A 24608-nucleotide genomic window follows, 5' to 3' on the forward strand; every position below is an offset into this window, starting at 1 on the left:
CGTAACGGTCGCATAAACGACACATGTGTCACTTGAGTCACTCCTGTATCGCGATACGTTCGCAGGCATGCCTGCCACCGAGACCGAGAGACGTTCTGTGTCCTGCACCCAGAAGCTGTTCGCGGGTATCGCCGCGCTGGCCGCGGCGATAGGTGGTCTGGCGACCTCCGGGGTGGCATCGGCCGACCCGCTGCCGCCGCCGATCCCGATCGACATCGCCCAGGCCCCGGGCCTGCCCGCGATCCAGCAGCTGAGCCCGGTTCTTCAGCAGGCGGCAGCCAACCCGGACAGCGCCGCGTCGATGCTGATGAACGCCGCGTCCGCATTCGCCAGCAATGCGGGCGCCCCGGCGGATTCGCGCCAGGTGGCGTCGTCGGTCAACCAGTTCGTGCAGCAGCCGGGCCGTCCCGGCGGCCCGCCGCCGCAGGGCCTTTCGATCAAGTTGCCGAACAACGTGAACCTGCCCGGCAACCTGAACCAACTGCTTCCGTCGGCGCCTAGTTCGCCCTCCGACAAACCTGCGGTCGGAAGCCCGCTGGTGCACGTTCCCCCGGCTGGTGTCGAGCCCGGAACCGTGCCGCATCTGCCCACCGGGATCGATCCGGCCCATGTCGTCGGGCCGGCCACCGGAAATGCGCTCGCACCGGCGCCCGGGGCCGCGCCCGACCCCACCGGCCGGGCCCTGACCGCGATGGCACCCGGTGCGCCTGCACCCCCGGCCGCTCCAGCTCCCGCGGCAGCCCCCGCGGCGCCCGCTGCGGCCGCGGCCCCGGCCCCTGCGCCTGCACCCGCGGCCGCAGCGCCTGCACCGGCTCCGGCTCCGGAAACACCTGCCCCAGCGCCTGGCCCGGCGCCCGCTGCGTTCGGGCCTGACGCCCCGCCGACGCAGGAGTTCATGTACCCGTCGATCGGCAACGGCTGCCTGGCCGACGGCGGCAACGCGATCGCGACCGCGATCTCGGTGGCCGGTCCGGCGTCGATTCCGAAACCCGGCCCGAAGGCGGGTCAGACCGCGTACGTGTTCACTGCGGTCGGCACGCCGGGCCCGGCGGCCGAGCAGAAGCTTCCGCTGAACGTCACCTGGGTCAACCTGACCACCGGCAAGTCAGGCACCGAGACGCTCAAGCCGAACCCCGACATCAACCCGAACGGGCCGACCACGTTGATGGCGATCGCCGACACCGGCTCAGGCAGCATCATGTCGACGATCTTCGGCCAGGTCACCACCGTCGAGCGGCAGTGCACGTTCTTGCCGACGATCGGCTCGACAGTCGTGCCGTAACCCCTCATCCCCGCGAGCGGGCGTGTCTGCACGGCGACACGCCGGCGCTTTGTGTGCAGGAGGGCACGCTCGCGGGAATGCGAACGCGCGTCGGGACCGAACCGGCGTCAGTACGCCATGAACAGAATGGCGTCGCGGTCGTATTCCAGGCCGGGATGCGCCTCGGCCAGGTGCGCCTGAGTCTTCTCGACGAGGTCGTCCTCGTCCTTACCGGTGATGGCTTCCCCGCACGGACAGTTGATGTGCGTCTTCATTCAGCTAGCCCTTCTTTGCCGACTTCAACTGCTTCTTGTAGGACCGCACTTTCTCCAGCGAGCCGGCGTCGACCACGTCCGCGATCGACATGTAGCTGCCGGCCTTGCCGTACTCACCCGCAGCCGCACGCCAGCCCTTCGGCGTGACGCCGTACTGCTTGCCCAGCAACGCAAGGAAGATCCGCGCCTTCTGCTCGCCGAACCCCGGCAGCTCCTTGAGCCGGCGTAACACCTCGGCGCCGTCGGGATCGCCTTGCGTCCACAGTGCGGCCGCGTCGCCGTCGTAGCGGTCGACGATCTCGCGGGCCAGCGCCTGGATCCGCTTTGCCATCGAGCCCGGAAATCGGTGCACGGCAGGCCGTTCCGCGCACAACGCGGCGAACTTCTCCGGGTCGTAGTCGGCGATCTCGCGGGCGTCGATGCCGCCGATGCGCTCGGCGATCTTCTTCGGCCCGGCGAACGCGGTCTCCATCGGCACCTGCTGATCCAGCAGCATCCCGATCAGCAGCGCCATCGGGTTGTCGTCGAGCAACGCATCGGCGGCCGGATCACCCACCAACTGCAGCTTCGGCACCGGCTTAGTCTAGAGCCCCGACCCAGGACGACAGGAGTATCAGGCGCTGAATACCAGCCGGCGGACCACGTTCGCCTTTCCACTGTTGGCGTACGTGTTCGCCGCGCTCATGCTCGGCACTACGCTGCCGACGCCCATGTACGCGCTGTACTCCGAGCGCATGCACTTCTCGGTGCTGACCACCACCGTGGTGTTCGCAACGTACGCCGGCGGGGTGCTGGCCGCACTGCTGCTGTTCGGCCGCTGGTCCGACGCGGTGGGCAGACGCCCGATGTTGTTGTTGGCCATCGCTTTTGCGGTCGGTAGCGCAGTCGCATTCCTGGCCGCCAACGGCGTCGACGACCTGCTGCTCGGCCGGTTGCTCTCGGGCCTGTCGGCGGGGGTGGCCACCGGAACCGCCACCGCCGCCGTCATCGAGGCGGCACCCGAACACTGGCGCGGCCGCGCGGCGGGGATCGCGACCGTCGCCAACATCGGCGGCCTCGGCGTCGGGCCGCTGCTGGCCGGACTGCTGGTGCAGTACGCGCCCGCTCCGCTGGCGCTGTCGTTCGCGGTGCACATCGTGCTGATGACGCTCGCCGCCGCCGGTGTGCTCGTCGCGCCCGAAACCAGCCCGCGCTCGGGCCGCATTGGCCTTCAGCGGCTCGCAGTGCCGCCTCATGTCCGCGCGGTGTTCGCCGTCGCGGCCACCGCCGGGTTCGCGGGTTTCGCCGTGCTCGGCCTGTTCACCGCGGTGTCGCCGTCGTTTCTGGCAGGCATCATCGACGTCGGCAACCATGCGGTGGCTGGGGCGGTCGTGTGCTCGATCTTCGCGGCGTCGGCAATCGCCCAATTGATGTCCGGGCGGATCGACCCGCAGCGCGCGGTGGCTGTCGGCTGCGCGACGTTGGCGTTCGGGATGCTGATCATCGCCGCGGCCCTTGGCTTTTCGAGCCTGCCGCTGCTGATTGTCGGCGCCGTGGTGGCGGGCGCCGGGCAAGGCGTCAGTTTCACCCGCGGTCTGGCCGCCGTGGCCGAGCAGACGCCACCGGATCGACGCGCAGAGGTGAGTTCGACGTACTTCGTCGTCGCCTACATCGCGATCTCGCTGCCCGTGATCGGCGAGGGCTTCGCGGCTGAGACGTGGGGATTGCGCACTGCCGGAATAGCTTTCGCGGTCGCGGTCGCAGCGCTGGCTGCGGTGTGCCTTGGCGCGATCCTGGTGCAGCAGCACCGCGAGACCCAGCGCCGCTAACGCATCCCGGGCGGCATGCCGTACACATGCGAGATCGGCAGCCGCATCAGGACTCTGCGGTCGGTGACCATCGCCCGGCGGTAGTCGTCCCAATCGGGATGCTCGCCGGCGATGTTGCGGTACAACGCAATCAAGCCCTCGACCGTGTCGTCGTGCGGGTCCGCGGCCGGCGGGCTCAGTTCTGCGGTCCCCTCGGCCACCGCATAGGACCAGCCGTCGTCGGCGCTCACCAGAATCGACGCCCGCGGGTCGCGGCGCAGGTTTCGGGTCTTGGCCCGCGGCTCGGTGATCGACACCTCGATCACCGCGGTGCGCGGATCGAAGTAGTAGGAGACATTCGACAATTGCGGCCGCCCGTCGCGCTTGATGGTGGCCAGCACGCCCAGCGAGTTTCCGCGGATCACGGCGAGCAGCTTGTCGTCGAAAGCCTGGGGCGCCATAGTGCGAGCCTACGTCCAAGTGCCGCGCTTACGATGACCCAATGACTCGCTACGCCGCGTTCTTGCGAGGCGTGAACGTCGGCGGGGTCAACCTCAAGATGGCCGACGTGGCCAAAGCGCTCACCGACGCGGGCTTCGACAAGGTGCAGACCATCCTGGCGAGCGGGAATGTCTTGCTGGAATCGAAGGCCAAAGCGGCCACGGTGCGCACCAACGCCGAGGCCGCGCTGCGCGAGAACTTCGGCTACGACGCGTGGGTTCTGGTCTACGACCTCGACACCTTGCAAGAGATCTCCGACAGCTATCCCTTCGAACGCGAGGTGGCCGACACCCACTCGTACGTCACGTTCGTCTCCGATCCCGACGTGCTCGACGAACTCGCAGCGCTGTCCCCCGGCCCCGGCGAACGGATTCAACGCGGCAACGGCGTGATCTATTGGCAAGTGCCGCGGTCGAAGACACTCGACAGCGCGATGGGCAAGACCATGGGCAAAAAGCGCTACAAGTCGTCGACCACCACCCGCAACCTGCGCACGCTCGAGAAGGTCCTGCGCCGGTAAACTGGCGCGACGATGAGCTCCCTGAACGGCCACCGCGCCGACGCGACCGCGCTGACCGGCGTCTCCGAGACGGCACTGATGACGTTGCGGGCGCGCGCAAACGAAGCCCGCAGGCCGGATCGGATCATCGACGACCCGATGGCGATCAAGCTGATGGACTCCATCGACTACGACTTCGCCAAGTTCGGCATGGGCCCGCGCCAAGACGTCGCGGTGCGCGCGCTGGCTTTCGACAACAACGCCCGGCGCTATCTCGCCGCGCATCCGTCGGCCACTGTCGTGGCGCTCGCCGAAGGTCTGCAAACCAGCTTCTGGCGGCTCGACGCGTCCGACGTCGGTCACGAATTCCGTTGGCTCACTGTTGATTTGCCGCCGATGATCGAGTTGCGCCGACGGTTGCTGCCGCGCTCCGAGCGGATCACCGAACGCGCGCAGTCGGCACTGGACTTTTCCTGGATGGACGACGTCGACCCCGCGCCGGGCGTGTTCATCACCGCCGAGGGTCTGCTGATGTACTTGCAGCCCGACGAGGCGATGGGCCTGATCACCGAGTGCGCGCGCCGATTCCCCGGCGGCCAGATGATGTTCGACCTGCCGCCGCACTCGGCTACCACGCTGATCCGCCGCGGCTTTCGCACCTCGCTGCGCTACCGGGTGCCCCCGATGCCGTTCAGCTTGTCGGTGGCGCAGATCGCCGAGCTGGTGAACACGGTGCCGGGCGTGCGGGCCGTGCACGACTTGCCTTTGCCGCGCGGGCGCGGACCCGTGTTCAACGTGCTGGTGTGGACGCTGCAACGACTCCCGCTGTTCGATCCGTTCCGGCCGACGCTGACGCTGCTGGAGTTCGGTTAGCCCTGCGACCGGAACGCTGTCTCGACGTAGCGCAGGGCCTCCTGCTCGCCGACCCCCAGCGCACGCGCCGCGTCGACGAATGACCGCGCGGCCGCTGCCATCGCCGCCTCGCCGGGATCGGCGCCGCAAACGAAAGTGCCGTGCCTGCCGCGCGTCTCGACCAACCCTGCCAGCTCGAGTTCGCGGTAGGTCCGCGCCACGGTGTTGACCGCCAGCCCGAGCCGCCTCGCCAAGGCGCGCACCGTCGGCAGCCGGGTGCCCGCGGCCAGCCGGCCGTCCCGGATGCCGCCGATGATCTGGGTCCTCAACTGATCGAACAGCGGTGTGCCCGCCGTGCTGTCCAGCCGCACCCAGTCGGCCAACTCGGACACCTGCTCAACATAGCGCGACCTGCCGCTACCGTGGATTCCGTGCGTGTAACGGTGCTCAGCGGCGCCGGGATGTCGGCCGAAAGCGGCGTTGCGACGTTCCGCGACGCCCAGACCGGCCTGTGGGAGACCTTCGACCCTGAAGAGCTCGCCAGCCCGGCCGCGTGGCTGCGACAGCCCGACGTGGTGTGGGCGTGGTACTTGTGGCGCTACCACCTCGTGCGGTCCGTCGAGCCCAACCCCGGCCACTACGCCGTCGCCGACTGGCAGCGTCACGCCGACGTGCGCGTCGTTACCCAGAACATCGACAACCTGCACGAGCGTGCGGGCAGCCGCCACGTCGCCCACTTGCACGGCAGTCTGTTCGAGTTCCGCTGCTCGGAATGCGGCAAGGAGTATCGCGGCGATCTGCCACAGATGACCGAACCCGTCGGCGCCGTGGACCCGCCGTTGTGCGACTGCGGCGGCCGGATCCGTCCTGGCGTGGTGTGGTTCGGCGAGCCACTGCCCGACGAGCCGTGGCAGCAGGCCGTCGACGCTGTGGCAGCCGCCGACGTGGTGATCGTGGTGGGCACGTCCGGGATCGTCTACCCGGCAGCGGGTTTGCCGTCGGCTGCACTGGCCCAGGGCATCCCCGTCATCGAAGTCAACCCCGACGCCACGCCACTGTCTGACTTCGCGACCGTCACGGTCCGCGACACCGCCGCGCGTGCGCTCCCGACGTTGCTCGACCGCATCGTGGAGCTGGTCGGCTGAGCACCTACGCGGGCCGCACCGCCCGGCCCAGCGCGTGCTCGGACACCGGCACCGGGACCCATCCCGGAAGCGTCCACTCGCGCCGGGCCGTCTGCGGCACGAAGCCCGCGGCGGCAATCGCCCGCTCGGTGTCGCGGTGCGTGTGGCAGTTGCCGGCCAGCCGCGGCCAGATCGTCGCGTCGGCCAGCCGTTGCATCCGGCCGCGAACACCGCCGCTGGCCACATGTTCCAGATAGCGCAGCTCGCCACCCGGCCGCAGCATCGAAAACAGTTGCCGCAGTACGGCTTCGGGGTCTTCGACCGAACACAGCACCAGCGAGCACACCACGGCGTCGAACGGCGCGCCCGACGTCAAGTCTTCGATCGCGCAATCCACGACGGTGATGGGCACCGGCGCCGTGCGCGCGCTTCGGCGGGCGATCGCATTGAGCCGCGGCTCGGGCTCCACGGCGATCACCTCCTCGACCGTGGTCGGGTAGTGCACGAAATTCGAGCCGGTGCCTGCACCCACTTCCAGCACCCGGCCGGTGAGCCCGGCGAGGTTTCGCCGACGCAGCTCCCGCAGTTTCGGCGGCTCATGGCGCGACAGCACCGTCCAGATCCGGGCGAACAGCGGGTTCTCGACGCGGATGGCTTCGTCACTCATGTTCTGCCTCTTTGATTTTCATGATCGTGTTGATGGCGTCCTGTGGGCTGGCGTCGTAGCCGATTATCCCGCTGACGATCTGGCCGCAGCACACCGCGCGCAGTACCCGGTCGGTGAACTGCTCCACGTCACCCCACGGCAGATACGGTTTGGCGATCAGCAGCGCCGCGACGCCGTGCGCGGCGGTCCACATCTCGAGCGCTGTGGTGGTCGCGTCGTCTTGGACGTAGATGCCCTGGTCCATCAACGCTTGCACGGTGGCACGCATGTGGGTGAACGCCGAGCTGTTGAGGGTGAGATCCACGTCGCTGCCGGGGCGGCCCTCGCTCATCGTGGCGATCCGGTACAACTCGGGCGTCTGCAACGCGAACCGCACATAGGCCTGACCCTGGGCGCGCAGCACGTCCATCGTGGTCGTCTGCCCTATCGTCGCTCGTTGCATCTCTTCGTCGAGCTTCTCGAAATACCGTGCGCACACCGCGTCGAGCAGTGCGTCCTTGTCCTTGAAGTGCAGGTAGATCGACGGTGGCGTAACGCCGACGCGCTGGGCCACCGAACGGATCGAAACCGCTTTGGCCTGACCGGTTTTCAGCAGCAGCTCGGTGGCAGCGTCGAGGATCTCGTCGCGCAGCTGGTCACCGGCGCCGCGCGGAGATCGGCGCCTGCGATCGGAACTAGGCGCGGGACTGGACACGCGGTTTCGTCTCGCTCGTCGCGGGCGCGGGCGATTCGCTGATTCCGAACCGCGCGTGCAGACGCGCCAACGGCTTGGGCGCCCACCAGTTCGCCCGCCCCAACACATGCATGAACGCCGGGACCAACAGCATCCGCACCAGCGTCGCATCGACCAGCACGGCCAACGTGAGACCCACGCCGAACATCCGCATGAATGCCACCTGCGCTGCGATCAGCGCGGCGAACGAAATCGACATCAGCAGCGCCGCGGCCGTCACCACGCGGCCGGTGCGGGCGAGACCAAGCGCGACGCTCTCGTCGTTGTCGGTGCGCGTCTGCGGCGATTGCAGCCAGAACTCGCGGATCCGCGAGACCAAAAACACCTCGTAGTCCATCGACAGCCCGAACGCGATGCAGAACAGCAGCACCGGCATGTTGGCGACGAGCGTGGCGGTGGGTGTGGTGCCGAACGCCCCGAGGTGGCCCTCCTGGAAGATCCACACCAGTGCACCGAACGCGGCGGTCAACGACAAGACGTTGAGCAGCAAGGCTTTCAGCGGTAGCACCACACTGCCGGTGAGCATGAACAGCAGCACGAACGTGATGACCGCGATCACTGTGAGCACCGCGGGGATACGAGACGTGACCGCATGGCTGCTGTCCCGGTTGATCTGCGCGGTACCGGTCAGCAGCAAGTCGTGGCCGCCGGGGCCGGTGACGGCGTGCAGCCGGTCGAGCTGCGTTTCCGAGGCCGCGGTGAACAGCGGCGCGGTACTGCCGATCGTGACGAACGCGCTGTTGTCCTTCATCCCGGTGGCGGCGGACGGCGGCCCGGCCGGCGCACCACGCACAAAGGTACCGACCGGCGTGGAGACCGACGAGACGTCCGGCACCGTCGACAATTCGGCGGCGTAGCGGCCCAGCTCTTGTGGGCTGACCCCGGACATGTCGGGGATCACCGCGGTCACGTTCATGGCACTGTCCACCGCGAAGTCGCTGCGCAGGCTGTCGCCGATCTGGCGCGCCGACGCGGACTGCGGCAGCACGCGATCGTCGGGGAAGCCCCACTTGGCGCCCAGGAACGGCGCACCGAGCGCGAGCAGCAGCACGATGATCACGACGCCTACCGGAATGGCATGGCGCATAACGAATTTCGTCGAGCGGTACCAAAACGTCTGCTGCGCCGGCTTCGCGACGGGTTCCGGCCGCCCCAAAATTCGGCGGCTGAGCTTGCGCACGTCCAGCGAGTCCAGCCGCTCGCCCAGCAGCGCGATAGCCGCCGGCGCCACCACGATCGCGGCCGCCGCGGCGAATGCCACCACCGCGACACCGGCGTAGGCGAACGACTTCAGGAAGTACATCGGGAACAACACCATCGCGACCATCGACAGCGCGACCGTCATCGCCGAGAACAGCACAGTGCGTCCCGCGGTGGCCATCGTCCGGATCAGGGCCTCGTCGCGCGGACGGCCGTCGGCGAGCTCGTCTCGGTAGCGGCTGATGATCAGCAGGGTGTAGTCGATGGCCAGCGCGAGTCCCATCGCGACGGTCAGGTTCAGCGCGAAGATCGAAACGTCGGTGGCGAACGTGATCGCGTGAAGAACGGCCATCGAGCCGAGGATCGCGAACCCGCCGACCGCCAGCGGCAGCGCGGCCGCGAGCAGCCCGCCGAACACCCACACCAGGACCAGGAAGCTGAGCGGGATCGCGATCGATTCCATCAGCAGCAGGTCTTTTTCGCTCTGGCCGTTGATCTGCACGTAGATCATGGCTTCGCCGCCGGCCTTGACGGTCACGCCGTCGCGGTCATGGGCCACCTGGGCGGCCAAGGCCTTGGCACGCTGCTGGGCTTCGCTTTCGGTGCCGGAGATGCCGGCGACGATCAACCCGGTCTGGCCATCCTTGCTGATCAACGCCGGCGCCGCGGCAGGACCCGACGTCCACGCCGAGGTCACCTGCGCGACGAACGGTGACTCCTGCAGCTGGCGTGCGATGTCGAGGCCGGCCGCGCGTGCCTGTGGGCTTTGAGCACCCGCAGGGGAGGTGACGCTGACCACCAGTTCCATGTCGCCTTGCCCGAAGGTGCGTGACAGCATGGTCGCGGCCTGCGCCGACTCCGACGTGGGGTCCTGGAAACCGCCCGCCGACAGGCTCTTCGTGACGGGAATGCCGAACACCGCGGTGCCCACCATGACGAGCAGTGCGACGGCGATGACGCGCCGCGGCGCCGCGATGGCCATTCGAGCGATTCCGGCGAGCACGCAACGTCCTTCCGCCCTACATACGTATCGGCGGTAACTTATCAGCGATAACTCATGGCGGTCAACGGCAAACCGCTCGACCCTACCCGTCGGTAAGAATTGCCACCGTTTTCCGAAACGTGACTCAAAGTCTTCTTAGAGGCGGCCCATACGCTCACTGGCATGTGGATCGATGACACCAGCGCCGACGTCATCAAAGTTGACTTCGACGCCCTCTACCACGGTGATCTGTTGGTAGAAGGCGACACCTCAGAGCAACTCGACGACTGGCATCCGCTGGCACCCGCCGTCTGACCGAAGGCCGGCGCCGAAGTTTGCTCGGCGCCGGCCTTACTGACAGCTCATGCCGATCGAGCCGGCTATGCCGGAACCTTCTCGTCTTCGTCCGATCCGATCATCCGGGCCAGTCGCCCGCTGATCAGTTCTTCCGCCTCGGTCACAATCCGTGACACCAGCTCGCCGACGGTCGGGATGTCGTTGATCAGCCCCATCGCCGTGCTCACCGACCAGATGCCCGCATCGAGGTCGCCGTTCTCGAACACCTTGACCCCGCGCACGCCGGCGACCAGATCCTTGACGTCCTCGAACTGGCCGCCATTGTCGAGAATCTGCACCACCTCGCGCGACACCGCGTTGCTGGCCACCCGCGCGGTGTTGCGCAGCGGCCGGAAGATCAGCTCGGTGTCGAGCTCACTCCCGGCGACGATCGCTTCCTTGACGTTCTGATGGATTCCCGATTCCACCGTGCACATGAACCGCGAGCCCATGTTGATGCCGTCGGCGCCGAGCGCCAGCGCGGCCACCAGGCCCCGGCCGTCGGCGAAACCACCGGAGGCGATCATCGGAATCTCGATCTTGTCGGCGGCCGCGGGAATGAGCACCAGCCCCGGAATGTCGTCCTCGCCGGGATGTCCCGCGCATTCGAACCCGTCGATGCTGATGCCGTCCACGCCCAGGCTCTGCGCCTTCACCGCGTGCCGCACCGACGTGCACTTGTGCAGCACCTTGATCCCGTTGTCGTGGAACATCGGCAGGTGCGGCGCCGGGTTGGAGCCCGCGGTCTCGACGATCTTGATGCCCGAGTCGACGATCACCTTGCGGTATTCGTCGTACGGCGGCGGATTGATCGTCGGCAGAATCGTCAGGTTGACCCCGAACGGCTTGTCGGTCAGCTCCCGGCAGCGGGCGATCTCGTTGGCCAGATCCGCCGGGGTGGGCTGCGTCAACGCGGTGATGAAGCCCAGTGCACCCGAATTCGCGACGGCAGCAACGAGTTCCGCCCGACCAACCCACTGCATGCCGCCCTGGACGATCGGGTGCTCGACACCGAAGGCGTCGGTGAATTTGGTTTTGATCATCCCGCCTACCTCGGGGCCATCCGGATCGCACCGTCGAGGCGAATCACCTCACCGTTGAGCATCGGGTTCTTGACGATGTGCACGGCCAACGCGGCGTACTCGGCAGGATCGCCCAGGCGGGCCGGGTGCGGAACCTGCGCACCCAGCGACTTCTGCGCCTCCTCGGGCAGCGAGCCCAACAGCGGCGTCTTGAACAGACCGGGCGCGATCGTGCACACCCGGATCAACTCGCGGGCCAGATCACGCGCGATCGGCACGGTCATTCCGACCACGCCGCCCTTCGACGCCGAGTAGGCGGCCTGGCCGATCTGCCCTTCGAACGCCGCGACCGAGGCGGTGTTGACGATCACGCCGCGCTCAGGGCTGTCCGGCGGACCCACGGGCTCGGTCTTTGCGATGCGCTCGGCGGCGAGGCGCAGCACGTTGAAAGTGCCGATCAGGTTGACCTGGACGGTCTTGGTGAACACGTCCAGCGGAAACGGGCCGTTCTTGCTCAGCGTCTTCACCGCGCTGCCGATGCCCGCGCAGTTCACGTTGATCCGCACCGGGCCCAGCGACTCGGCGAGGTCGAGCGCCTTGGTTACCGCCGCCTCGTCAGTGACGTCGGCAGGTGCGAATCGAGCACGGTCGCCCAGTTCCTTGGCCACCTCTTCGCCCTTGCTGGTCGGCAGGTCGAGAATCACCACCTGGGCACCCTCGTCGAGCAGCGCCTTCGCCGTCGCGAGCCCGAGGCCTGACGCACCGCCGGTGACGAGTGCTACGGCGTCTTTGATCTCCACTGATCGTTTCCTTTCCTGGGTCGCTCACCGAACCGACCCACTGGTTGGTCGAACTTAACAGAGCCATAAGGTGTAGCCATGACGACCCTCGATTCCAGCACCGAGGCCTATCGAGCTGTCAACGGCCTCTCGCTCGAGCTCGCCGGTGGCGTGCTGTCGATCACGATGAACCGTCCGGAAAGCCTGAACTCGCTCACCGAGGCGATGCTGTCCGGGATCGCCGACTGGGTGGAACAGGCGGGTGACGACGACCGCGTGCGCGTGGTGCGCCTCGGCGGGGCCGGCCGCGGGTTCAGTTCCGGCGCGGGCATCAGCGAGGAAGATCAAAAGGGCGGTGGCGCGAGCTCTCCCACGAAGATCATCGACGAAGCGAACCGCGCGGTTCGCGCCATCACCAGGCTGCCGAAGCCGGCCGTCGCGGTGGTGCACGGCCCGGCGGCCGGTGTCGCGACCTCGTTGGCATTCGGCTGCGACGTCGTATTGGCTTCGGAGAACGCGTTTTTCATGCTCGCGTTCACCAAGATCGGCTTGATGCCCGACGGTGGCTCGTCTGCGCTGGTGGCCGCGGCGGCCGGCCGGTTACGGGCGATGCGCATGGCACTACTGGCTGAACGGATCTCCGCCCGCGAGGCGGTGGACTGGGGCCTGGTCACCGCCGTCTATCCCGCCGGCGAATTCGACGCCGAGGTCGACAAGGTCGTCGCGACCCTGGTCAACGGGCCGGCGGTGGCGTTCCGCAAGACCAAAGAGGCCATCAACGCCGCGACACTGACCGAGCTCGAGGCGGCGTTCGAACGCGAGAAGCAAGGCCAGTCGGTGTTGATCACGTCGCACGACTTCATCGAGGGCACAACCGCATTCCAGCAGCGGCGCTCGCCCACGTTCAAGGACCGCTAGGAGCCGCCGGCGTCCGAGTGTGGTGTCGGGCTCTGCGACGATTCCCACTTGGCCGCCAGCGACCGCTTGACCGTCGTGCCGGATCTCAGGTCTACCTGGAACGTCTCACCGTCGTCGCCTTCCAGCGTGACGACGTACCCGCCGTCGTTGGCGTCCTTGAACACCACCTTGTACGGATGCTCTCCCGTGCCGCGGTCGAGCGCGATGATGTCGCCTGGCGCGACGTCGTCGATGCGGTCGTGACCGGAAACCTCAGACATGACGCCGACGGTAGCCGATCGTGCAGTGCGATCCCGCGCTCACCTCAGGTGAAGGCAGACTCTTGGGCTTCCGCACCCAGGAATCGTCCCGACTTGGAGGTGGTGCCGTACCCGTCCCGGAACACGCCGCTGCGGTAGACCACCGCGCCCCCGACCCCTGTGGCCACGATGGCGGCGTCGTTGCGGTTGACCATTCGGCTCAGCCCGCCGTAGAACGGCACCTGCTCCTCGTAGTAGCCGTCCACCGGAGTCGTCGAGCCCAGCCGGATCGATCACCACGAAATCCGCGCGGTCGCCCCCGCGCAGAGTGCCCGCGTCCAGTCCGAACCAGTCGGCCACCTCGGCGGTCAGCCGGTGCACCGCATGCTCGACGGTCATGAACGGCTTTCCGGCGTGCTGCGCGTCCAGCACACGCTTGAGCAGCCGCAGCGGGAAGTTGTAGAACGCCATGTTGCGCAGATGCGCACCAGCATCGGAGAACCCCATGTGCACGGTCGGCTCGACGGCCAGCTTGTCCAGCTGCGAGGGCCGGTGGTTGGCCACCACAGTGGTCCACCGCACGTTGCGCTCGCCGTTCTCGACGAGCACGTCGAGGAACGCATCCAGCGGGTGCAGACCGCGTTCGTCCGCGATCTGCCCGAAGCTCTTGCCCACCAAGCCGACGTCAGGGCAGTCGACGATCACCGCATCGTGAAAGTCGCGATGCCACAACGTCGGTCCGAGCTTGACCTTGTCGAATTCCCGACGGAAGCGGCGACGGTACTCGGTGTCGGCCAGTAAGCTGTTGCGCTGCAACTGATCCCGCAGGTGCAATGCGGCAGTGCCCGCGCCGAACTCTTCGAACACCGGCAGATCGATGCCGTCGGAATAGAGCACGAACGGCACCGGCAGGTGCTGGAACCGAATGCTCGCGTCGAACAGCTTATTGAGCAGCCGGGTCAGCGGCCCGAACACCTTCACCGCGCCCGGGTTCGACTTGGCGTCCGCCGATACCAGCAGGCTCATCCGAACGCCCTTGCGCCGGCCGAACATTCGGCTGCTGGAGGCGAAGAACAACAGCCCCGAAAGCGGATTCTCGACGTTGGGTGCGCTCTGCAGTAGGCGGTCACGCTTGCGCAGCACCGCGATCAGCCGGCGCCGTTCACGCCACGTCGCGAAGGTCGACGGCAGCGCTCGCGAGCGGTACCGGTCGCCGTCGAGCTTGTCGATCGGCGCATCCATCCCGGACATGCCCAGAAGCCCGGCGTCCAGAGCCTCCTCGAGCAACTGAGCCATCTTGTCCAGTTCGGCGTCGGTGGGCCTGACGTCGCCCGTGGTGGCGCGCCCCAGCCCGAGCACCGAGGTGCGCAGATCCGAATGGCCAAGCATCGAGGCGACATTCGGCCCCAGCGGCAGGTCGTCGAGCGCCCGCACGTATTCGGCGGGCGTCGACCACGTCTTCTTGGCGTTCAGCGCATCGAGCACATACTGGCGCGGCACCGCCTCCACGCGGCTGAACAGATCGGCCGCGTCGGCGGCGTCGGCGTAGACGGTCGACAGCGAGCAGTTGCCCAGCAGCACGGTGGTGACGCCGTGCCGCACGGACTCGCGCAAGCCGGGATCCAGAAGCACCTCGGCGTCGTAGTGGGTGTGCACGTCGATGAACCCGGGGACCACCCACTTGCCGGCCGCGTCGATCACCTCTGGGCAGCCGGTCTCGTCCAGCGGCTCTGCGGACACCTGCGCGACGATGCCGTCGCGCACGCCGATGGTGCGAAGCGAAGGCGCGGCGCCGGTTCCGTCGAACCACAGGCCGTTGCGGACGACGACGTCGTAGGTCATGAATCGGTCACCGTCCTGCCGAGAGGCCGAAGATCGGCGGCAGCGCCAGCACCATCAGCACGCTCCACCAGAAGTGGATGAGGATGGGCGCCAGCACTCCGCCGGTCGCGCGGCGCGCAAGGGCGCACACCGTGCCCAGGATGACCGCGGCGAAGCCGAGCATCGGGTTGCCACTGGCCAGGGTCGCGGCGATGTACAGCAGCGTCGAGAAGACCACTGGATAGAACCGGCCCAACGCCGAGTACAACGCTCCCCGGAAGAAGCATTCTTCGGCGATGCCGTTGATCAGCGTGATCATCAGAACCAGCGGCAGCGAGCCGCGGTCGGCGAACTCGAGAACGCGGGTGACGTAGTCGTTGACCGCCGGGATCTCGCGCGCGCCCAAGCCGCCGAGCAGAAACGCACCGCCCAGCGCCAGTCCGACCACTGTGCCGGTGATGACCGGTCGCTGGTTGCGACCGCGGAACTTGATGCAGCCGAGGTGCAGCGGCCGCGACAACAATGCGCCGGCGAACCACACTCCGGCCAGCAGGAACGTCGACCAATAGAACGAGTCGTCGCCGGCGGGCCGTTTCAGCGAGAACCCGAGCACCACGGCACCGATCACCAAGAACACCGCGACGACGATGCGCCGCCGAACGACCACCGCGGGGGGCTCGTGGTACGGAACCGCGACCGTGGTCGCGATCTCTTTGATTTCGCCCAGCAGTCCGGGCCGTGTGGTTTCCGGCGCCTGTTGCGTCATGCAGATTTTCCGTTCGGCGTGAGATCGGCAAGAATGTCCAGCCCCGTGCGAAGCACCCCGGCCACGGGGCCGGGCACCAGGTTGACCAGTTCCAGGGCTGGCCGGGCGGCCGCCGGGGTCACCGCGCGGACCCGCCGCTGCAGCGCGAGCACGTCGCCGCCCGCCCAGTCGGGGTCGGTATCGGCGAGGTGATGCGGGTCGGCGAGCTCGTTGACCGGCCGAGGCGTGCGAGTGGTGACGGACGCGGCGATCGCGTCCGCGATCGGGGTCAGCCCACCCGGGGGGTCGGGCACCAGGTCGCTCAGCCGGTGCTCGGAGGCGGTCATCGGGTGGTCGAGCGACTCGACGAGGTCGGCGGCGAGACCACCGGGAACCGGCAGCGCGACCGCCGTCACCCGCGACACCAAAGCCGTGTCGACCCCGCGCACAGGCAGCCCGGCCCGCCAGCTGCCGGTCGCGCGGGCGTAGTCGAACAGAAGGTCGCGGTACGTCGTTGTCTCCGGCCCGCAGATGTCGTAGCCGCCCGCGGGCACGCGGTCGGAGTCGGCCACGGCGACAAGGTAGTACAGGACGTCGCGGATTGAGATCGGATCCATCGGATTGGCCGCCCACGGCAGCAGCGGAAAGAGCAGGAAGCGGTCGCCGACGTACCGCAGCATCTCGAACGACGTCGACCCCGCCCCGATGATCATCGCCGCGCCGAGCCAGACCACTTCCGCACCACCGTCGACCGACAGCGACGCCGCCACCTCGGCGCGGCTGGTCAGGTGCTCGGAGAGGTCGTCGTCGTCGGGCACAAATCCGCCGAGGTAGACGATGCGCCGCACTCCGGCTTCTTTGGCAGCGGTCGCGAGGTTGGCAGCCGCACGGTTGTCGGCGTCACGAAAGCCCGGCTGTCCGATGCCGTGCACCAGGTAGTAGACGACATCGACGGGCCCGGCATCGGCCAACGCCGCCCGGGTCGCGTCGAGGTTCGCCGCGTCGAGGGCGACCGGCTGGATGTCGTCATACCAGCCAAACCGCTTGAGCGAGGCCAGATTTCGGCTCGCTGCAACGACCTGATGGCCGTCGCGGAGCAACGCCGCGACGAGCCGCGATCCGACATATCCGGTGGCTCCGGTGACGAGAGCACGCACATTGGTCACCGTAGGCGATTACCCAATTTCGCCGGGCCGCGACACCGTCTTCCTAGGCTGTGGGTAGTGCTGTGCTGAGTTGCCCACGGAAGGAGACGTCAGATTGGCCACGCTGCGTAGCGGAGATCGCGAGCTGCCGCTTCAGTTCACCAACCATTTCCTGGCTCATCTGCAGGCCGCGATCCATCGCCGCTTCCAGCATGGCGGCGGCTTCTTCTTGACCGGTACGTACCAGAACGGCGACCGCAAGGAGGTGACGGTGTCGCACTGGCTGCACCCGCTCGCCGAGCTGGTGTTCGAGTACGACGTCCGTGACGACAACGGCGACCGGCTGCCTCCCGTCGAGCTGGATTACAAGGAGGTCGACGCGATCTTGGATGCGATGAGCCGGCCCGTCGGCGTGCACGACACCGGGGATGTCTGGGTGACGTTCCGCGAGAAGCTCTAAGACGCTCCGCGGTGTAACTCGGCGAGGCGTTCGTAGACCGCCGCGTTCTGCTGATTGGTGGCCACCTCGGCGTCGCTGAGTTCGCGCCGCACGCGTCCGGGCACCCCGGTCACCAACGACCGTGGCGGGACCACCATGCCCTGCGGCACCAGTGCGCCGGCGGCGATCAGCGAGCAGGTGCCGATCACCGCGCCGTTCATGATGATCGCGCCCATGCCCACCAGCACGTGGTCCGCCACTTCACAGCCGTGGACCACCGCGTTGTGGCCGATGCTCACACCGGTTCCGATGTGCACGGGATATTCGGAATCGACGTGGACGGTGACGCCGTCCTGGATGTTGGTGCCGGCGCCGACGTGGATCGGTTCGGCCTCGGCACGCAGCGTCGCCGAATACCAGACGCTGGCGCGGGCCGAGACCGTCACCTGGCCGATCACCGAAGCGTTCGGGGCCACCCAGGCCTCGGGATGGATGTGCGGGGTCCGGCCTCGCACGGGCACGATCAACGGCATGCGCTACCTGGCCTTCCACACGGGCTGGCGCTTCTCGGCGAACGCCAGCGGCCCCTCCTTGGCGTCCTGCGACTTCATCAGCGTTCTGACTTCGTTGAACAGCCGCGCCCATTTCGGCTCTTCGTCGGTGATCACGCCGTCGTCGACGCCGTAGGCCACCCGCTTGCTCACCTGAACGGCCAGCGGCGCGTTGACGGTGATGCGCTGCGCCAGTGCCAGCGCCGCCTCCAGCGCCGTCCCGTCCGGCACGACTTCGTTGACCATGCCCCACCGCGCGGCGTCGGCCGCCGAGATCGGGTCGCCCGTGAACAACATCTCGAGCGCCACCTTGCGCGGCAGGTGGTCGACGATCCGGAACACCCCACCCGCCGCGGCGACCAGTCCCCGTTTGACCTCCGGCAGACCGAATGTCGCGCTCTGGTCGGCCACCACCAGGTCGCTGGCGAGGGCGATCTCGGTGCCGCCGCCGAGGGCGGTGCCGTTGACGGCCGCGATCGTCGGCTTGTCGACGACGTGGTGTACGTACCCGGCGAAGCCCCACTCGCCGCGCTCGGGGTGGTACAGGTTCTCGCGGCGGGCGATGGCCTTGAGGTCTGCTCCGGCGCAGAACGACTTGTCCCCTGCGCCGGTGATCACCACCGCCCACACGTCGGGGTCGTTGTTGGCGTGTTCCAGCGCATCTCCGACCGCGGTGCTCACCGCCCCGTTGACCGCATTGCGGGCTTCGGGACGGTTGATCGTGATCACCTCGACGTTGCCGCGACGCTCGACGAGCGCCGCAGGCTCGCTCACAGAAGTTCCACGATGGTGGCGTTGGCCTGGCCGCCGCCTTCGCACATGGTCTGCAGTCCGTAGCGAATTCCCTTGTCGCGCATGTGATGAACCATCGTGGTCATGATCCGGGCGCCTGACCCGCCGAGCGGGTGGCCCAGCGCGATCGCGCCGCCGTTGGGGTTCAGGTTCTTCTCGTCGGCACCGATGTCGTGCAGCCAGGCCAGCGGAACCGGCGCGAACGCCTCGTTGACCTCGAACACGCCGATGTCATTGATGCTCAGGCCAGACTTCTTGAGGGCCTTCTGCGTCGCGGGGATCGGCGCGGTCAGCATGATCACCGGGTCGGCACCGGCCAGGACGGCGGTGTGGATCTTCGCAATGGGCTTGAGCCCCAACGACTTCGCCTTCTCGTCGGTGGTGATCAGCACTGCGGCCGCGCCGTCGGAGATCTGCGACGAGTTGCCGGCGTGGATCACGCCGTCCTCTTTGAACGCGGGCTTCAGTTGCGCCATCTTCTCCATCGGGGTGCCGCGCCTGATGCCCTCGTCCTTGAGCACGGGGTTGCCGTCCTGGTCCTTGATCGGGGTGATCTGGTCGTCGAACGCGCCGGAATCCTGTGCAGCAGCGGCCTTTTCGTGCGAACCGAGGGAGAACTCGTCGAGCGCGGTGCGATCGAAGCCCCACCGCTCGGCGATCATCTCCGCACCGATCCCCTGGTTCGGGTGCACACCGTAGCGGTCCATGAACGCCTGCGGGAACGGGTTTCCGCCGCCGGCCAGAGAGGCGCCCATCGGGACCCGCGACATCGACTCGACGCCGCCGGCCACCACGACGTCGTAGTGCCCGGCAACCACGCCGGCTGCGGCGAAGTGGATCGACTGCTGGCTGGACCCACACTGGCGGTCCACGGTCACGCCGGTCACGCTCTCCGGCCATCCTGCCGCCAGCAGTGACGTGCGCGCGATGTCCATGCTCTGCTCACCGGCCTGCATCACACAGCCCCAGATGACGTCGTCGACGATCTCGGGGTCCACCCCGGCCCGCTGAACCAGCGCGTTGAGGACTTGCGCGGACAAATCGGCGGGATGCACACCCGACAACCCGCCGTTGCGCTTGCCGATCGGCGAACGTACTGCTTCGACGATGACGGCTTCAGCCATGAGCTTCTCCTTCGAAAGTTGACGTGTGTCGATTGTCAACCAGGCTGCGAAGGCGGTTGCGGCGGGGTCACTTCCTGCTTGCCGACGCCCCTGTCGAGGACTCGTCGACGTGCACGGGCACGTCGTCGTCCCACGGCTGCCGGACGACCATGTCGGCGACTCTCACGTAACCTCGTTCGAACTCCCCGGTGGCCGCGTCGACCAGCCGGTACCGCTGCGTCTGCGTGTGAATGGGCTGGGCGTCCAGTAGCACGACCCGCACCTCGCCGGGTTCGAAGTGGCATCGCTTTTGCATCGCCGCGATCAGCTGCTCGTTGTGCATGTGGCCGTCGCCGAAGTTCCAGCCGATCGCGGTGCTGCAGATGCGCTCGCCGTCGGTGATCACGTAGTCGTCCTCGTTCTGTCCGGCCATCGCCCGGTGCGCGAGCGTGAACAGTGCGCGGCCGTGAGTGTTGAAGCCCCGGAACGCATACCCCATGTAGATCGGGATCTGCGCGGCCTCGGGGCTGCCGTAGAACCGCTCCAGTTGCTTCTGCGGCATGCTGGCGATCGCCACCAGTCCGCGTTCGATCTTCTCGGCCGCCGACGGCTTGAGGCACCACAGCGAGGTGTCCCAGTTGCCGGCGTAGTACCGCATACCGGGCAAGAACGAGATCTTGCGCGGGAACAGGTTGCCCAGGGCCACCGTTGCGGCCAGCACCAGGACCAAAAGAGCAACCGGGACAGGGTTTTTCACGTCACCCAGACCGACGTCGGCGTGGGCGACGAACAGGCTGAGCACCCCGAAGATCATGAAGACGTTCCACTCCAGCGGCACACCCATCGGGATCGCAGACAGGATGCCGAAGTGGAAGCACACCATCACGAACGCTGCGATGGCCGTCGGCCAGCCGCCGTGGGAGAAGAACAGCACCAAGGGCACCAGCATCTCGATCGCGGTGCTGACGTGTGCGATCACCCGCGACACCCGCCCCGGCCGCAGGTCGTCGGGGAAGTGCTCGAAGAATCTGCGCTTCATCGACTTGGCGCGGATCAGCGGGTTGTTCGACATCATCGTCGAGATCACGAACGGGAAGTGCTTGTTGAGTTTGCTCGTGGCGGCGCCGATCCAGATCACGAGGAAGACGAGCTTGGAGGCGACGATCATGTCGTCGCTCGCGAACAGGAAGGTCACCGCAAAGCTTGCGTACACCTCGCCGCGGGCGGCCAGGAAGATCACCTTGTCGCGCAGGCCCGCGACGGCCAGGAGCCCGAGGATGACGGCGATCTGCCACGTCGGCAGCAGTCCCGGCACGCCGCCGGTGCCGTCGGACAGCAGCGCCCACAGCAGCATCACCAGAAGCGCTGCGTACAGCAGCACGTCGACCGGTGTGCGGCTATCCCCCTTGGTGAACGGCACTCGATTGGGCCAGGGCGGCAGCCGAATCGTCTTCGGCCGCAACCAGTACAGGATCGAGCCCATCGGCGGGAAGAAGCGGTTGTTCAGCGGCCCGAAGCCGCAGCCCAGTCCCACCACTTCGAACAGCATCGTGTAGAGCACGACCTTCTCGAAGACGATCGGCTCCGACCACCACGCGCCCACGTTGGTGAACCCGTCGATGCCCTTGGTGGCCAGCGCGAACAGCCAGCCGCCGAGAATGTACAACAGGATCTTGACCACGTAGAACAAGTGCATTGCGACGGGTGTGCCGAAGCCCACCTCGGCCCAGTGCCGGGCCATCGGCCGGATTTTTTCGCTGCGGGTGCCCTTGCTCCATTCCTCGAAGTCGACGACGGGCAGTTCCGGTTTCAGAAATCCCATGAGGCAGAATTTAGAACGTGTTCTAGTGTTGCGGCAATGCCATCGACAGCCTGTTCACGTACTCGTCGAGGTCCAATCCGGCGGCATGGACACTGATCGCAATCGTGTCGCCGATGCCGTGCACCCCGTGGGTCAGGCTCATCATCGGTGACAACGCCGGGTAGCCGGCGGTGAGCAGCACAGGCCGCCCGCCGAAGGTCAGGTCGGCTGCGCCACGGTTGACGCTGGAGACCACGGTGTTGCCGATGACGACGGGCGAGCGGATATCCGCATCGAATTGCCCGACGCCCCAGCGCAACAACACGGCGGGAACGGCTTCCAGCGCGGCGTCGCCTGCGGCGAACGCCGGATGTCGGGCTCGGCGCCGACGATGGTCAAACTCTGCGGCGATCCGCGTCGCGCGGCTGGTCCGCGGGAGCTCTGGGTACAGCCCGACGCCGACATTGCCGAAGTGGTTGTTCGCATAGCGCACACCGGGTTTGGCCATCGGCACCTCGGCGCCCAGGGTCGACGGGTCCTCGCCGCGGGCACGCAGGTAGGCCCAGAGCGCCTCGGACACCGCGGAGAGGACTGCGCTGGTGACGGTAGGAGTCAGCTGACCGCGGGGCCGGGTGAAGGTGCGGATCGCCGGTGTGCCTTCAGGCTTGCGGTTGACGCTCAACGCGGGCCGCGGTGGTGGCGGCGGCGCGACGAGGCCCGCGGCGGTGTCACGGTCGAGTTGACGTCGCGCCCGGGCGGCAGCGAGAGCGCGCGTCACAAGACATCCTCGGCGCCCTCGGGTGACGGCTGGCACGGCGTCGCAGGATCGCCCGAACAGCACGGCTGCGAGGGCCGACGAGCGCACGCCGTCGCCGAGCGCGTGACCCATCTGGACCACCGCGACCGTCGACGCCATCGAGGCACCCGGCACGCCCTGCACCGGGCAGAACACGTGCAGCCGCCACGCGGCGCCGCGAAGGTCGAGCTGGTCGGGGCCCAGTTCGGTGACCGCGTCCAGGCAGTGCTGCCAGCTGACGGCCGCGCCGTGGACCACCACCTGCTCGGCGGTGACGTCGTTGGCGATCCATCTGGGATATGTCAGCGGGCAGCTGTCGTCGACGCGCAGCCTCAGGTCTGAACAGGCGCTGGCGCGCCGAATGCATTGCGCCACAGCGCTGGTGAGTTCGGCTGGCTCGCCGTCGAATGCGTAGAGCAGGAACTGGTCGTTGGGGATCTTGGCCGACATCCAGTGGACCTGCGCGTCGGTGGCGGTCAGGGCTACGGTCATACGAATGACTCTTCCAGGACCCGCGGAACGCAGCGCCGCGCTCATCACCGGCGCGTCGTCAGGAATCGGTGAGGCGATTGCCCGCGAGCTGTCGCGGCGTGGACATCGCGTCGTCTTGGTGGCCCGGCGCGCCGCGGAGCTGGAGGCACTCGCCGGCGAACTCGACACGCCGGCACATCCGCTGCCCGCCGACCTGTCGGATCGCATTGAGCGAGCTGCGCTGCCGGAACGGGTGGCCGCGCTGGGCCTGACGGTTGACATCCTGGTCAACAGCGCCGGGTTGGCGACGGTCGGCCCGATCGCGAAAGCCGTTGCGGAGAAGGAACTCAACGTGGTCGAGGTCGATGTGGCCGCGGTCGTCGACCTCTGTTGCCGGTTCGTGCCGGGCATGGTGCAGCGGCGCCGGGGTGCCGTGCTGAACGTGGCGTCGGCCGGCGCGTTCGCTCCGGTGCCCGGTCAGGCGTCGTACGGCGCGGCGAAGGCGTTTGTGCTGTCCTACACCGATGCGTTGCGCGGGGAGCTGCGCGGCACCGGGGTGAGCGCGACGACGTTGTGCCCGGGGCCGGTGAAAACCGGCTTCGGGGAGGCCGCCGGAATTCCCGACGAAGAGGCCGAGGCGGCGCTGCCGCGGGTGATGTGGAAGACCGCCGAGGAGGTGGCACTCGCCGGAATCAAGGGCCTGGCGGCGGGCAAGGGGGTGGTGGTGCCGGGGGTGGCGAACCGGGCCGCCGCGTTGCTTCCGCGCTTCGCGCCGCGCGAACTGATCGTGGGCTTGGTGGCTCGTCAGCACCCAGGACTGAAGGGCTCTTAGCTCTCAGCCGGGCCGATGAAGTCGACGATGCGGCCGGCCACGACGTCGGGTTGTTCGAGTTGCAGAAAATGACCGGCATCGTCGACGACGTGTGCGGCGCTGCCTGGCGGCAAGATTCGTTGCGCCCACTCGGTGTATGCGGCGGTAGCGCAGCCGTCGTCTCTACCGTGCAGGTAGAGGGTGGGCAGCGTCGGCGCCTGGAGCCAGTACCGATGCAACTCGGCGTACTGCTCGGGTGGCCGGGTGTTGCGGACGGTGGCGCGGTAGGGGCCCAGCGCGGCGCGCCAACTCTCAGGGGTGCCGATCGCCGCGTCGACATGGCGGAGATCTTCGTCGGCGCGATAGCCCGGCGACCATTGCCGCCACAGGCGACGCGGCACCCAAGACGCCGAGCGCTCGGGAAGCATCGGCAGCTGGAAGTACATGATGTACCAGCTGCGAGCCAGCTGACGCGGTAGCTGCGCGGCCAGCCGCCCGGTGTGCGGAATGCGGCCGAGCGGCTGAAACGATGCGGGCGGCGGCACCGACATGACGACGGCTTTGGCGAACGGGCTGTCCGGCATCGCAGCCAGCCCCACGCCGGCGATCGCGCCCCAGTCATGGCCGATGACCACGTCACGCCCGGTCGGGCCTAGAGCGTCGAGGACACGCAACGCGTCGTCCATCAGTGCGCCGACGTGGTAGCTGCCGTCGGACGGGATCGTCGACGGTGCGTATCCCCGCATGAACGGGGCGACCACTCGCCAGCCAGCCGCCGTGAGCTTCGGCGCGATTTTGCGCCAGCCATGCGCGGTGTCAGGAAAACCGTGAAGACACAATGCAATTGGCGCATCACCGGCCCCCTGGCGAGGACTCCACGCAAGCCCGCGCAGCGTTACCGTCGGCGCGTCGACCTCGACCCAGCCGGGCTCACCCATGGCGGCAGCTTAACGGGACC

At 67.8% G+C, this 24608-nt stretch carries 27 protein-coding genes and 1 pseudogene; 9 read left to right on the top strand and 19 right to left on the bottom strand.

The window, feature by feature from the left end; genetic code table 11:
• Positions 1 to 97: 97 nt before the first annotated feature.
• Positions 98 to 1282: an Rv1157c family protein gene (locus AC5Y4C_RS13705; protein WP_499909856.1), complete on the top strand. Its 1185-nt coding sequence runs from the start codon at positions 98 to 100 to the stop codon at positions 1280 to 1282.
• Between the two features lie 107 nt (positions 1283 to 1389).
• On the opposite strand, the gene AC5Y4C_RS13710 is transcribed toward AC5Y4C_RS13705, so the two are convergent.
• Together AC5Y4C_RS13710 and AC5Y4C_RS13715 are read right to left on the bottom strand one after the other, a co-directional pair.
• Complete coding sequence (locus AC5Y4C_RS13710) at positions 1390 to 1536, bottom strand: DUF1059 domain-containing protein (protein ID WP_499909713.1); 147 nt, start codon at positions 1534 to 1536, stop codon at positions 1390 to 1392.
• A gap of 4 nt (positions 1537 to 1540) precedes the next feature.
• The gene (locus tag AC5Y4C_RS13715; RefSeq protein ID WP_499909711.1) at positions 1541 to 2110 is read right to left on the bottom strand and encodes an HhH-GPD-type base excision DNA repair protein; all 570 of its coding nucleotides are present in this window, start codon (positions 2108 to 2110) and stop codon (positions 1541 to 1543) included.
• 46 nt (positions 2111 to 2156) lie between these two features.
• On the opposite strand from AC5Y4C_RS13715, the gene AC5Y4C_RS13720 reads away from it, so the two are divergent.
• Positions 2157 to 3344: an MFS transporter gene (locus tag AC5Y4C_RS13720; RefSeq protein WP_499909854.1), complete on the top strand. Its 1188-nt coding sequence runs from the start codon at positions 2157 to 2159 to the stop codon at positions 3342 to 3344.
• Here the strand turns inward: AC5Y4C_RS13720 and AC5Y4C_RS13725 are convergent.
• Positions 3341 to 3784 carry a PPOX class F420-dependent oxidoreductase gene (locus AC5Y4C_RS13725; RefSeq protein ID WP_499914374.1) on the bottom strand — a complete coding sequence of 148 codons (444 nt, stop codon included), beginning with the start codon at positions 3782 to 3784 and terminating at the stop codon, positions 3341 to 3343. The genes AC5Y4C_RS13720 and AC5Y4C_RS13725 overlap by 4 nt on opposite strands.
• Positions 3785 to 3825: 41 nt before the next feature.
• On the opposite strand from AC5Y4C_RS13725, the gene AC5Y4C_RS13730 reads away from it, so the two are divergent.
• Both AC5Y4C_RS13730 and AC5Y4C_RS13735 read left to right on the top strand, forming a co-directional pair.
• Positions 3826 to 4344, top strand: coding sequence for a DUF1697 domain-containing protein (locus AC5Y4C_RS13730; protein WP_499909708.1), 519 nt, complete (start codon positions 3826 to 3828; stop codon positions 4342 to 4344).
• Positions 4345 to 4356: 12 nt separating this feature from the next.
• Complete coding sequence (locus AC5Y4C_RS13735) at positions 4357 to 5196, top strand: class I SAM-dependent methyltransferase (protein ID WP_499909706.1); 840 nt, start codon at positions 4357 to 4359, stop codon at positions 5194 to 5196.
• Here the strand turns inward: AC5Y4C_RS13735 and AC5Y4C_RS13740 are convergent.
• On the bottom strand, positions 5193 to 5567 hold the full coding sequence (locus tag AC5Y4C_RS13740; RefSeq protein ID WP_499914370.1) for an Rv1152 family transcriptional regulator: 375 nt from the start codon (positions 5565 to 5567) through the stop codon (positions 5193 to 5195). The two genes, AC5Y4C_RS13735 and AC5Y4C_RS13740, sit on opposite strands and share 4 nt — an antisense overlap.
• Positions 5568 to 5606: 39 nt before the next feature.
• On the opposite strand from AC5Y4C_RS13740, the gene AC5Y4C_RS13745 reads away from it, so the two are divergent.
• Positions 5607 to 6320 carry an NAD-dependent deacylase gene (locus AC5Y4C_RS13745; RefSeq protein WP_499947536.1) on the top strand — a complete coding sequence of 238 codons (714 nt, stop codon included), beginning with the start codon at positions 5607 to 5609 and terminating at the stop codon, positions 6318 to 6320.
• 4 nt (positions 6321 to 6324) lie between these two features.
• Here the strand turns inward: AC5Y4C_RS13745 and AC5Y4C_RS13750 are convergent, their stop codons facing one another.
• Genes AC5Y4C_RS13750 through AC5Y4C_RS13760 form a run of 3 tightly spaced genes read right to left on the bottom strand, consistent with a single transcriptional unit; the run spans position 6325 to position 9902 of the window.
• Positions 6325 to 6966 carry a class I SAM-dependent methyltransferase gene (locus AC5Y4C_RS13750; protein ID WP_499963620.1) on the bottom strand — a complete coding sequence of 214 codons (642 nt, stop codon included), beginning with the start codon at positions 6964 to 6966 and terminating at the stop codon, positions 6325 to 6327.
• Positions 6959 to 7660, bottom strand: a complete 702-nt coding sequence (locus AC5Y4C_RS13755; protein ID WP_499909698.1) for a TetR/AcrR family transcriptional regulator — start codon at positions 7658 to 7660, stop codon at positions 6959 to 6961. Before AC5Y4C_RS13755 ends, AC5Y4C_RS13750 begins: the two co-directional genes overlap by 8 nt.
• Positions 7641 to 9902, bottom strand: a complete 2262-nt coding sequence (locus AC5Y4C_RS13760; RefSeq protein WP_499963622.1) for an MMPL family transporter — start codon at positions 9900 to 9902, stop codon at positions 7641 to 7643. The genes AC5Y4C_RS13755 and AC5Y4C_RS13760 overlap by 20 nt, the downstream gene beginning before the upstream one ends.
• A 162-nt stretch (positions 9903 to 10064) precedes the next feature.
• Here AC5Y4C_RS13760 and AC5Y4C_RS13765 point away from each other — a divergent pair, with 162 nt between their 5' ends.
• Positions 10065 to 10196 carry a hypothetical protein gene (locus AC5Y4C_RS13765; protein WP_499909694.1) on the top strand — a complete coding sequence of 44 codons (132 nt, stop codon included), beginning with the start codon at positions 10065 to 10067 and terminating at the stop codon, positions 10194 to 10196.
• Positions 10197 to 10261: 65 nt separating this feature from the next.
• Here AC5Y4C_RS13765 and AC5Y4C_RS13770 read toward each other — a convergent pair whose 3' ends face one another.
• Together AC5Y4C_RS13770 and AC5Y4C_RS13775 are read right to left on the bottom strand one after the other, a co-directional pair.
• The gene (locus tag AC5Y4C_RS13770) at positions 10262 to 11260 is read right to left on the bottom strand and encodes an NAD(P)H-dependent flavin oxidoreductase (RefSeq protein ID WP_499947541.1); all 999 of its coding nucleotides are present in this window, start codon (positions 11258 to 11260) and stop codon (positions 10262 to 10264) included.
• A gap of 5 nt (positions 11261 to 11265) precedes the next feature.
• Positions 11266 to 12039 (bottom strand): 3-hydroxyacyl-CoA dehydrogenase, encoded by a 774-nt coding sequence (locus AC5Y4C_RS13775; RefSeq protein WP_499909690.1) that lies wholly within the window; start codon positions 12037 to 12039, stop codon positions 11266 to 11268.
• 78 nt (positions 12040 to 12117) lie between these two features.
• Here AC5Y4C_RS13775 and AC5Y4C_RS13780 point away from each other — a divergent pair, with 78 nt between their 5' ends.
• A complete protein-coding gene (locus AC5Y4C_RS13780; protein ID WP_499914360.1) occupies positions 12118 to 12936 on the top strand; it encodes an enoyl-CoA hydratase in 819 nt (272 codons plus the stop codon).
• Here the strand turns inward: AC5Y4C_RS13780 and AC5Y4C_RS13785 are convergent.
• The 4 genes and pseudogenes from AC5Y4C_RS13785 to AC5Y4C_RS13800 all read right to left on the bottom strand — a co-directional run bounded on the left by AC5Y4C_RS13785 (position 12933) and on the right by AC5Y4C_RS13800 (position 16907).
• Positions 12933 to 13196, bottom strand: a complete 264-nt coding sequence (locus AC5Y4C_RS13785) for a hypothetical protein (protein ID WP_499909686.1) — start codon at positions 13194 to 13196, stop codon at positions 12933 to 12935. The genes AC5Y4C_RS13780 and AC5Y4C_RS13785 overlap by 4 nt on opposite strands.
• 44 nt (positions 13197 to 13240) lie before the next feature.
• Positions 13241 to 15017 (bottom strand): annotated as a pseudogene (locus AC5Y4C_RS13790) (N-acyl-D-amino-acid deacylase family protein).
• Positions 15018 to 15024: 7 nt separating this feature from the next.
• Positions 15025 to 15762, bottom strand: a complete 738-nt coding sequence (locus AC5Y4C_RS13795; protein WP_499909682.1) for a CPBP family intramembrane glutamic endopeptidase — start codon at positions 15760 to 15762, stop codon at positions 15025 to 15027.
• Positions 15759 to 16907 (bottom strand): NAD(P)H-binding protein, encoded by a 1149-nt coding sequence (locus AC5Y4C_RS13800; RefSeq protein WP_499963624.1) that lies wholly within the window; start codon positions 16905 to 16907, stop codon positions 15759 to 15761. The genes AC5Y4C_RS13795 and AC5Y4C_RS13800 overlap by 4 nt, the downstream gene beginning before the upstream one ends.
• Before the next feature lie 94 nt (positions 16908 to 17001).
• Between AC5Y4C_RS13800 and AC5Y4C_RS13805 the strand changes: the two genes are divergently transcribed.
• On the top strand, positions 17002 to 17346 hold the full coding sequence (locus tag AC5Y4C_RS13805; protein WP_499963626.1) for a DUF7882 family protein: 345 nt from the start codon (positions 17002 to 17004) through the stop codon (positions 17344 to 17346).
• On the opposite strand, the gene AC5Y4C_RS13810 is transcribed toward AC5Y4C_RS13805, so the two are convergent.
• From AC5Y4C_RS13810 to AC5Y4C_RS13830, 5 genes are all read right to left on the bottom strand, one after another.
• Positions 17343 to 17858 carry a gamma carbonic anhydrase family protein gene (locus AC5Y4C_RS13810; RefSeq protein ID WP_499909676.1) on the bottom strand — a complete coding sequence of 172 codons (516 nt, stop codon included), beginning with the start codon at positions 17856 to 17858 and terminating at the stop codon, positions 17343 to 17345. The genes AC5Y4C_RS13805 and AC5Y4C_RS13810 overlap by 4 nt on opposite strands.
• A 3-nt stretch (positions 17859 to 17861) precedes the next feature.
• The gene (locus tag AC5Y4C_RS13815) at positions 17862 to 18650 is read right to left on the bottom strand and encodes a crotonase/enoyl-CoA hydratase family protein (protein WP_499947549.1); all 789 of its coding nucleotides are present in this window, start codon (positions 18648 to 18650) and stop codon (positions 17862 to 17864) included.
• Positions 18647 to 19792 (bottom strand): thiolase family protein, encoded by a 1146-nt coding sequence (locus AC5Y4C_RS13820; protein WP_499909672.1) that lies wholly within the window; start codon positions 19790 to 19792, stop codon positions 18647 to 18649. The genes AC5Y4C_RS13815 and AC5Y4C_RS13820 overlap by 4 nt, the downstream gene beginning before the upstream one ends.
• 67 nt (positions 19793 to 19859) lie before the next feature.
• Complete coding sequence (locus AC5Y4C_RS13825) at positions 19860 to 21593, bottom strand: DUF3556 domain-containing protein (protein ID WP_499909670.1); 1734 nt, start codon at positions 21591 to 21593, stop codon at positions 19860 to 19862.
• Positions 21594 to 21615: 22 nt separating this feature from the next.
• Positions 21616 to 22860, bottom strand: coding sequence for a WS/DGAT/MGAT family O-acyltransferase (locus AC5Y4C_RS13830; protein ID WP_499963628.1), 1245 nt, complete (start codon positions 22858 to 22860; stop codon positions 21616 to 21618).
• Between the two features lie 4 nt (positions 22861 to 22864).
• On the opposite strand from AC5Y4C_RS13830, the gene AC5Y4C_RS13835 reads away from it, so the two are divergent.
• Complete coding sequence (locus tag AC5Y4C_RS13835; protein ID WP_499963630.1) at positions 22865 to 23671, top strand: SDR family NAD(P)-dependent oxidoreductase; 807 nt, start codon at positions 22865 to 22867, stop codon at positions 23669 to 23671.
• On the opposite strand, the gene AC5Y4C_RS13840 is transcribed toward AC5Y4C_RS13835, so the two are convergent.
• Positions 23668 to 24588: an alpha/beta fold hydrolase gene (locus tag AC5Y4C_RS13840; protein WP_499963632.1), complete on the bottom strand. Its 921-nt coding sequence runs from the start codon at positions 24586 to 24588 to the stop codon at positions 23668 to 23670. The two genes, AC5Y4C_RS13835 and AC5Y4C_RS13840, sit on opposite strands and share 4 nt — an antisense overlap.
• Positions 24589 to 24608 lie beyond the last annotated feature (20 nt).

The sequence above is a fragment of the Mycobacterium sp. NGS35 genome, assembly GCF_059812855.1.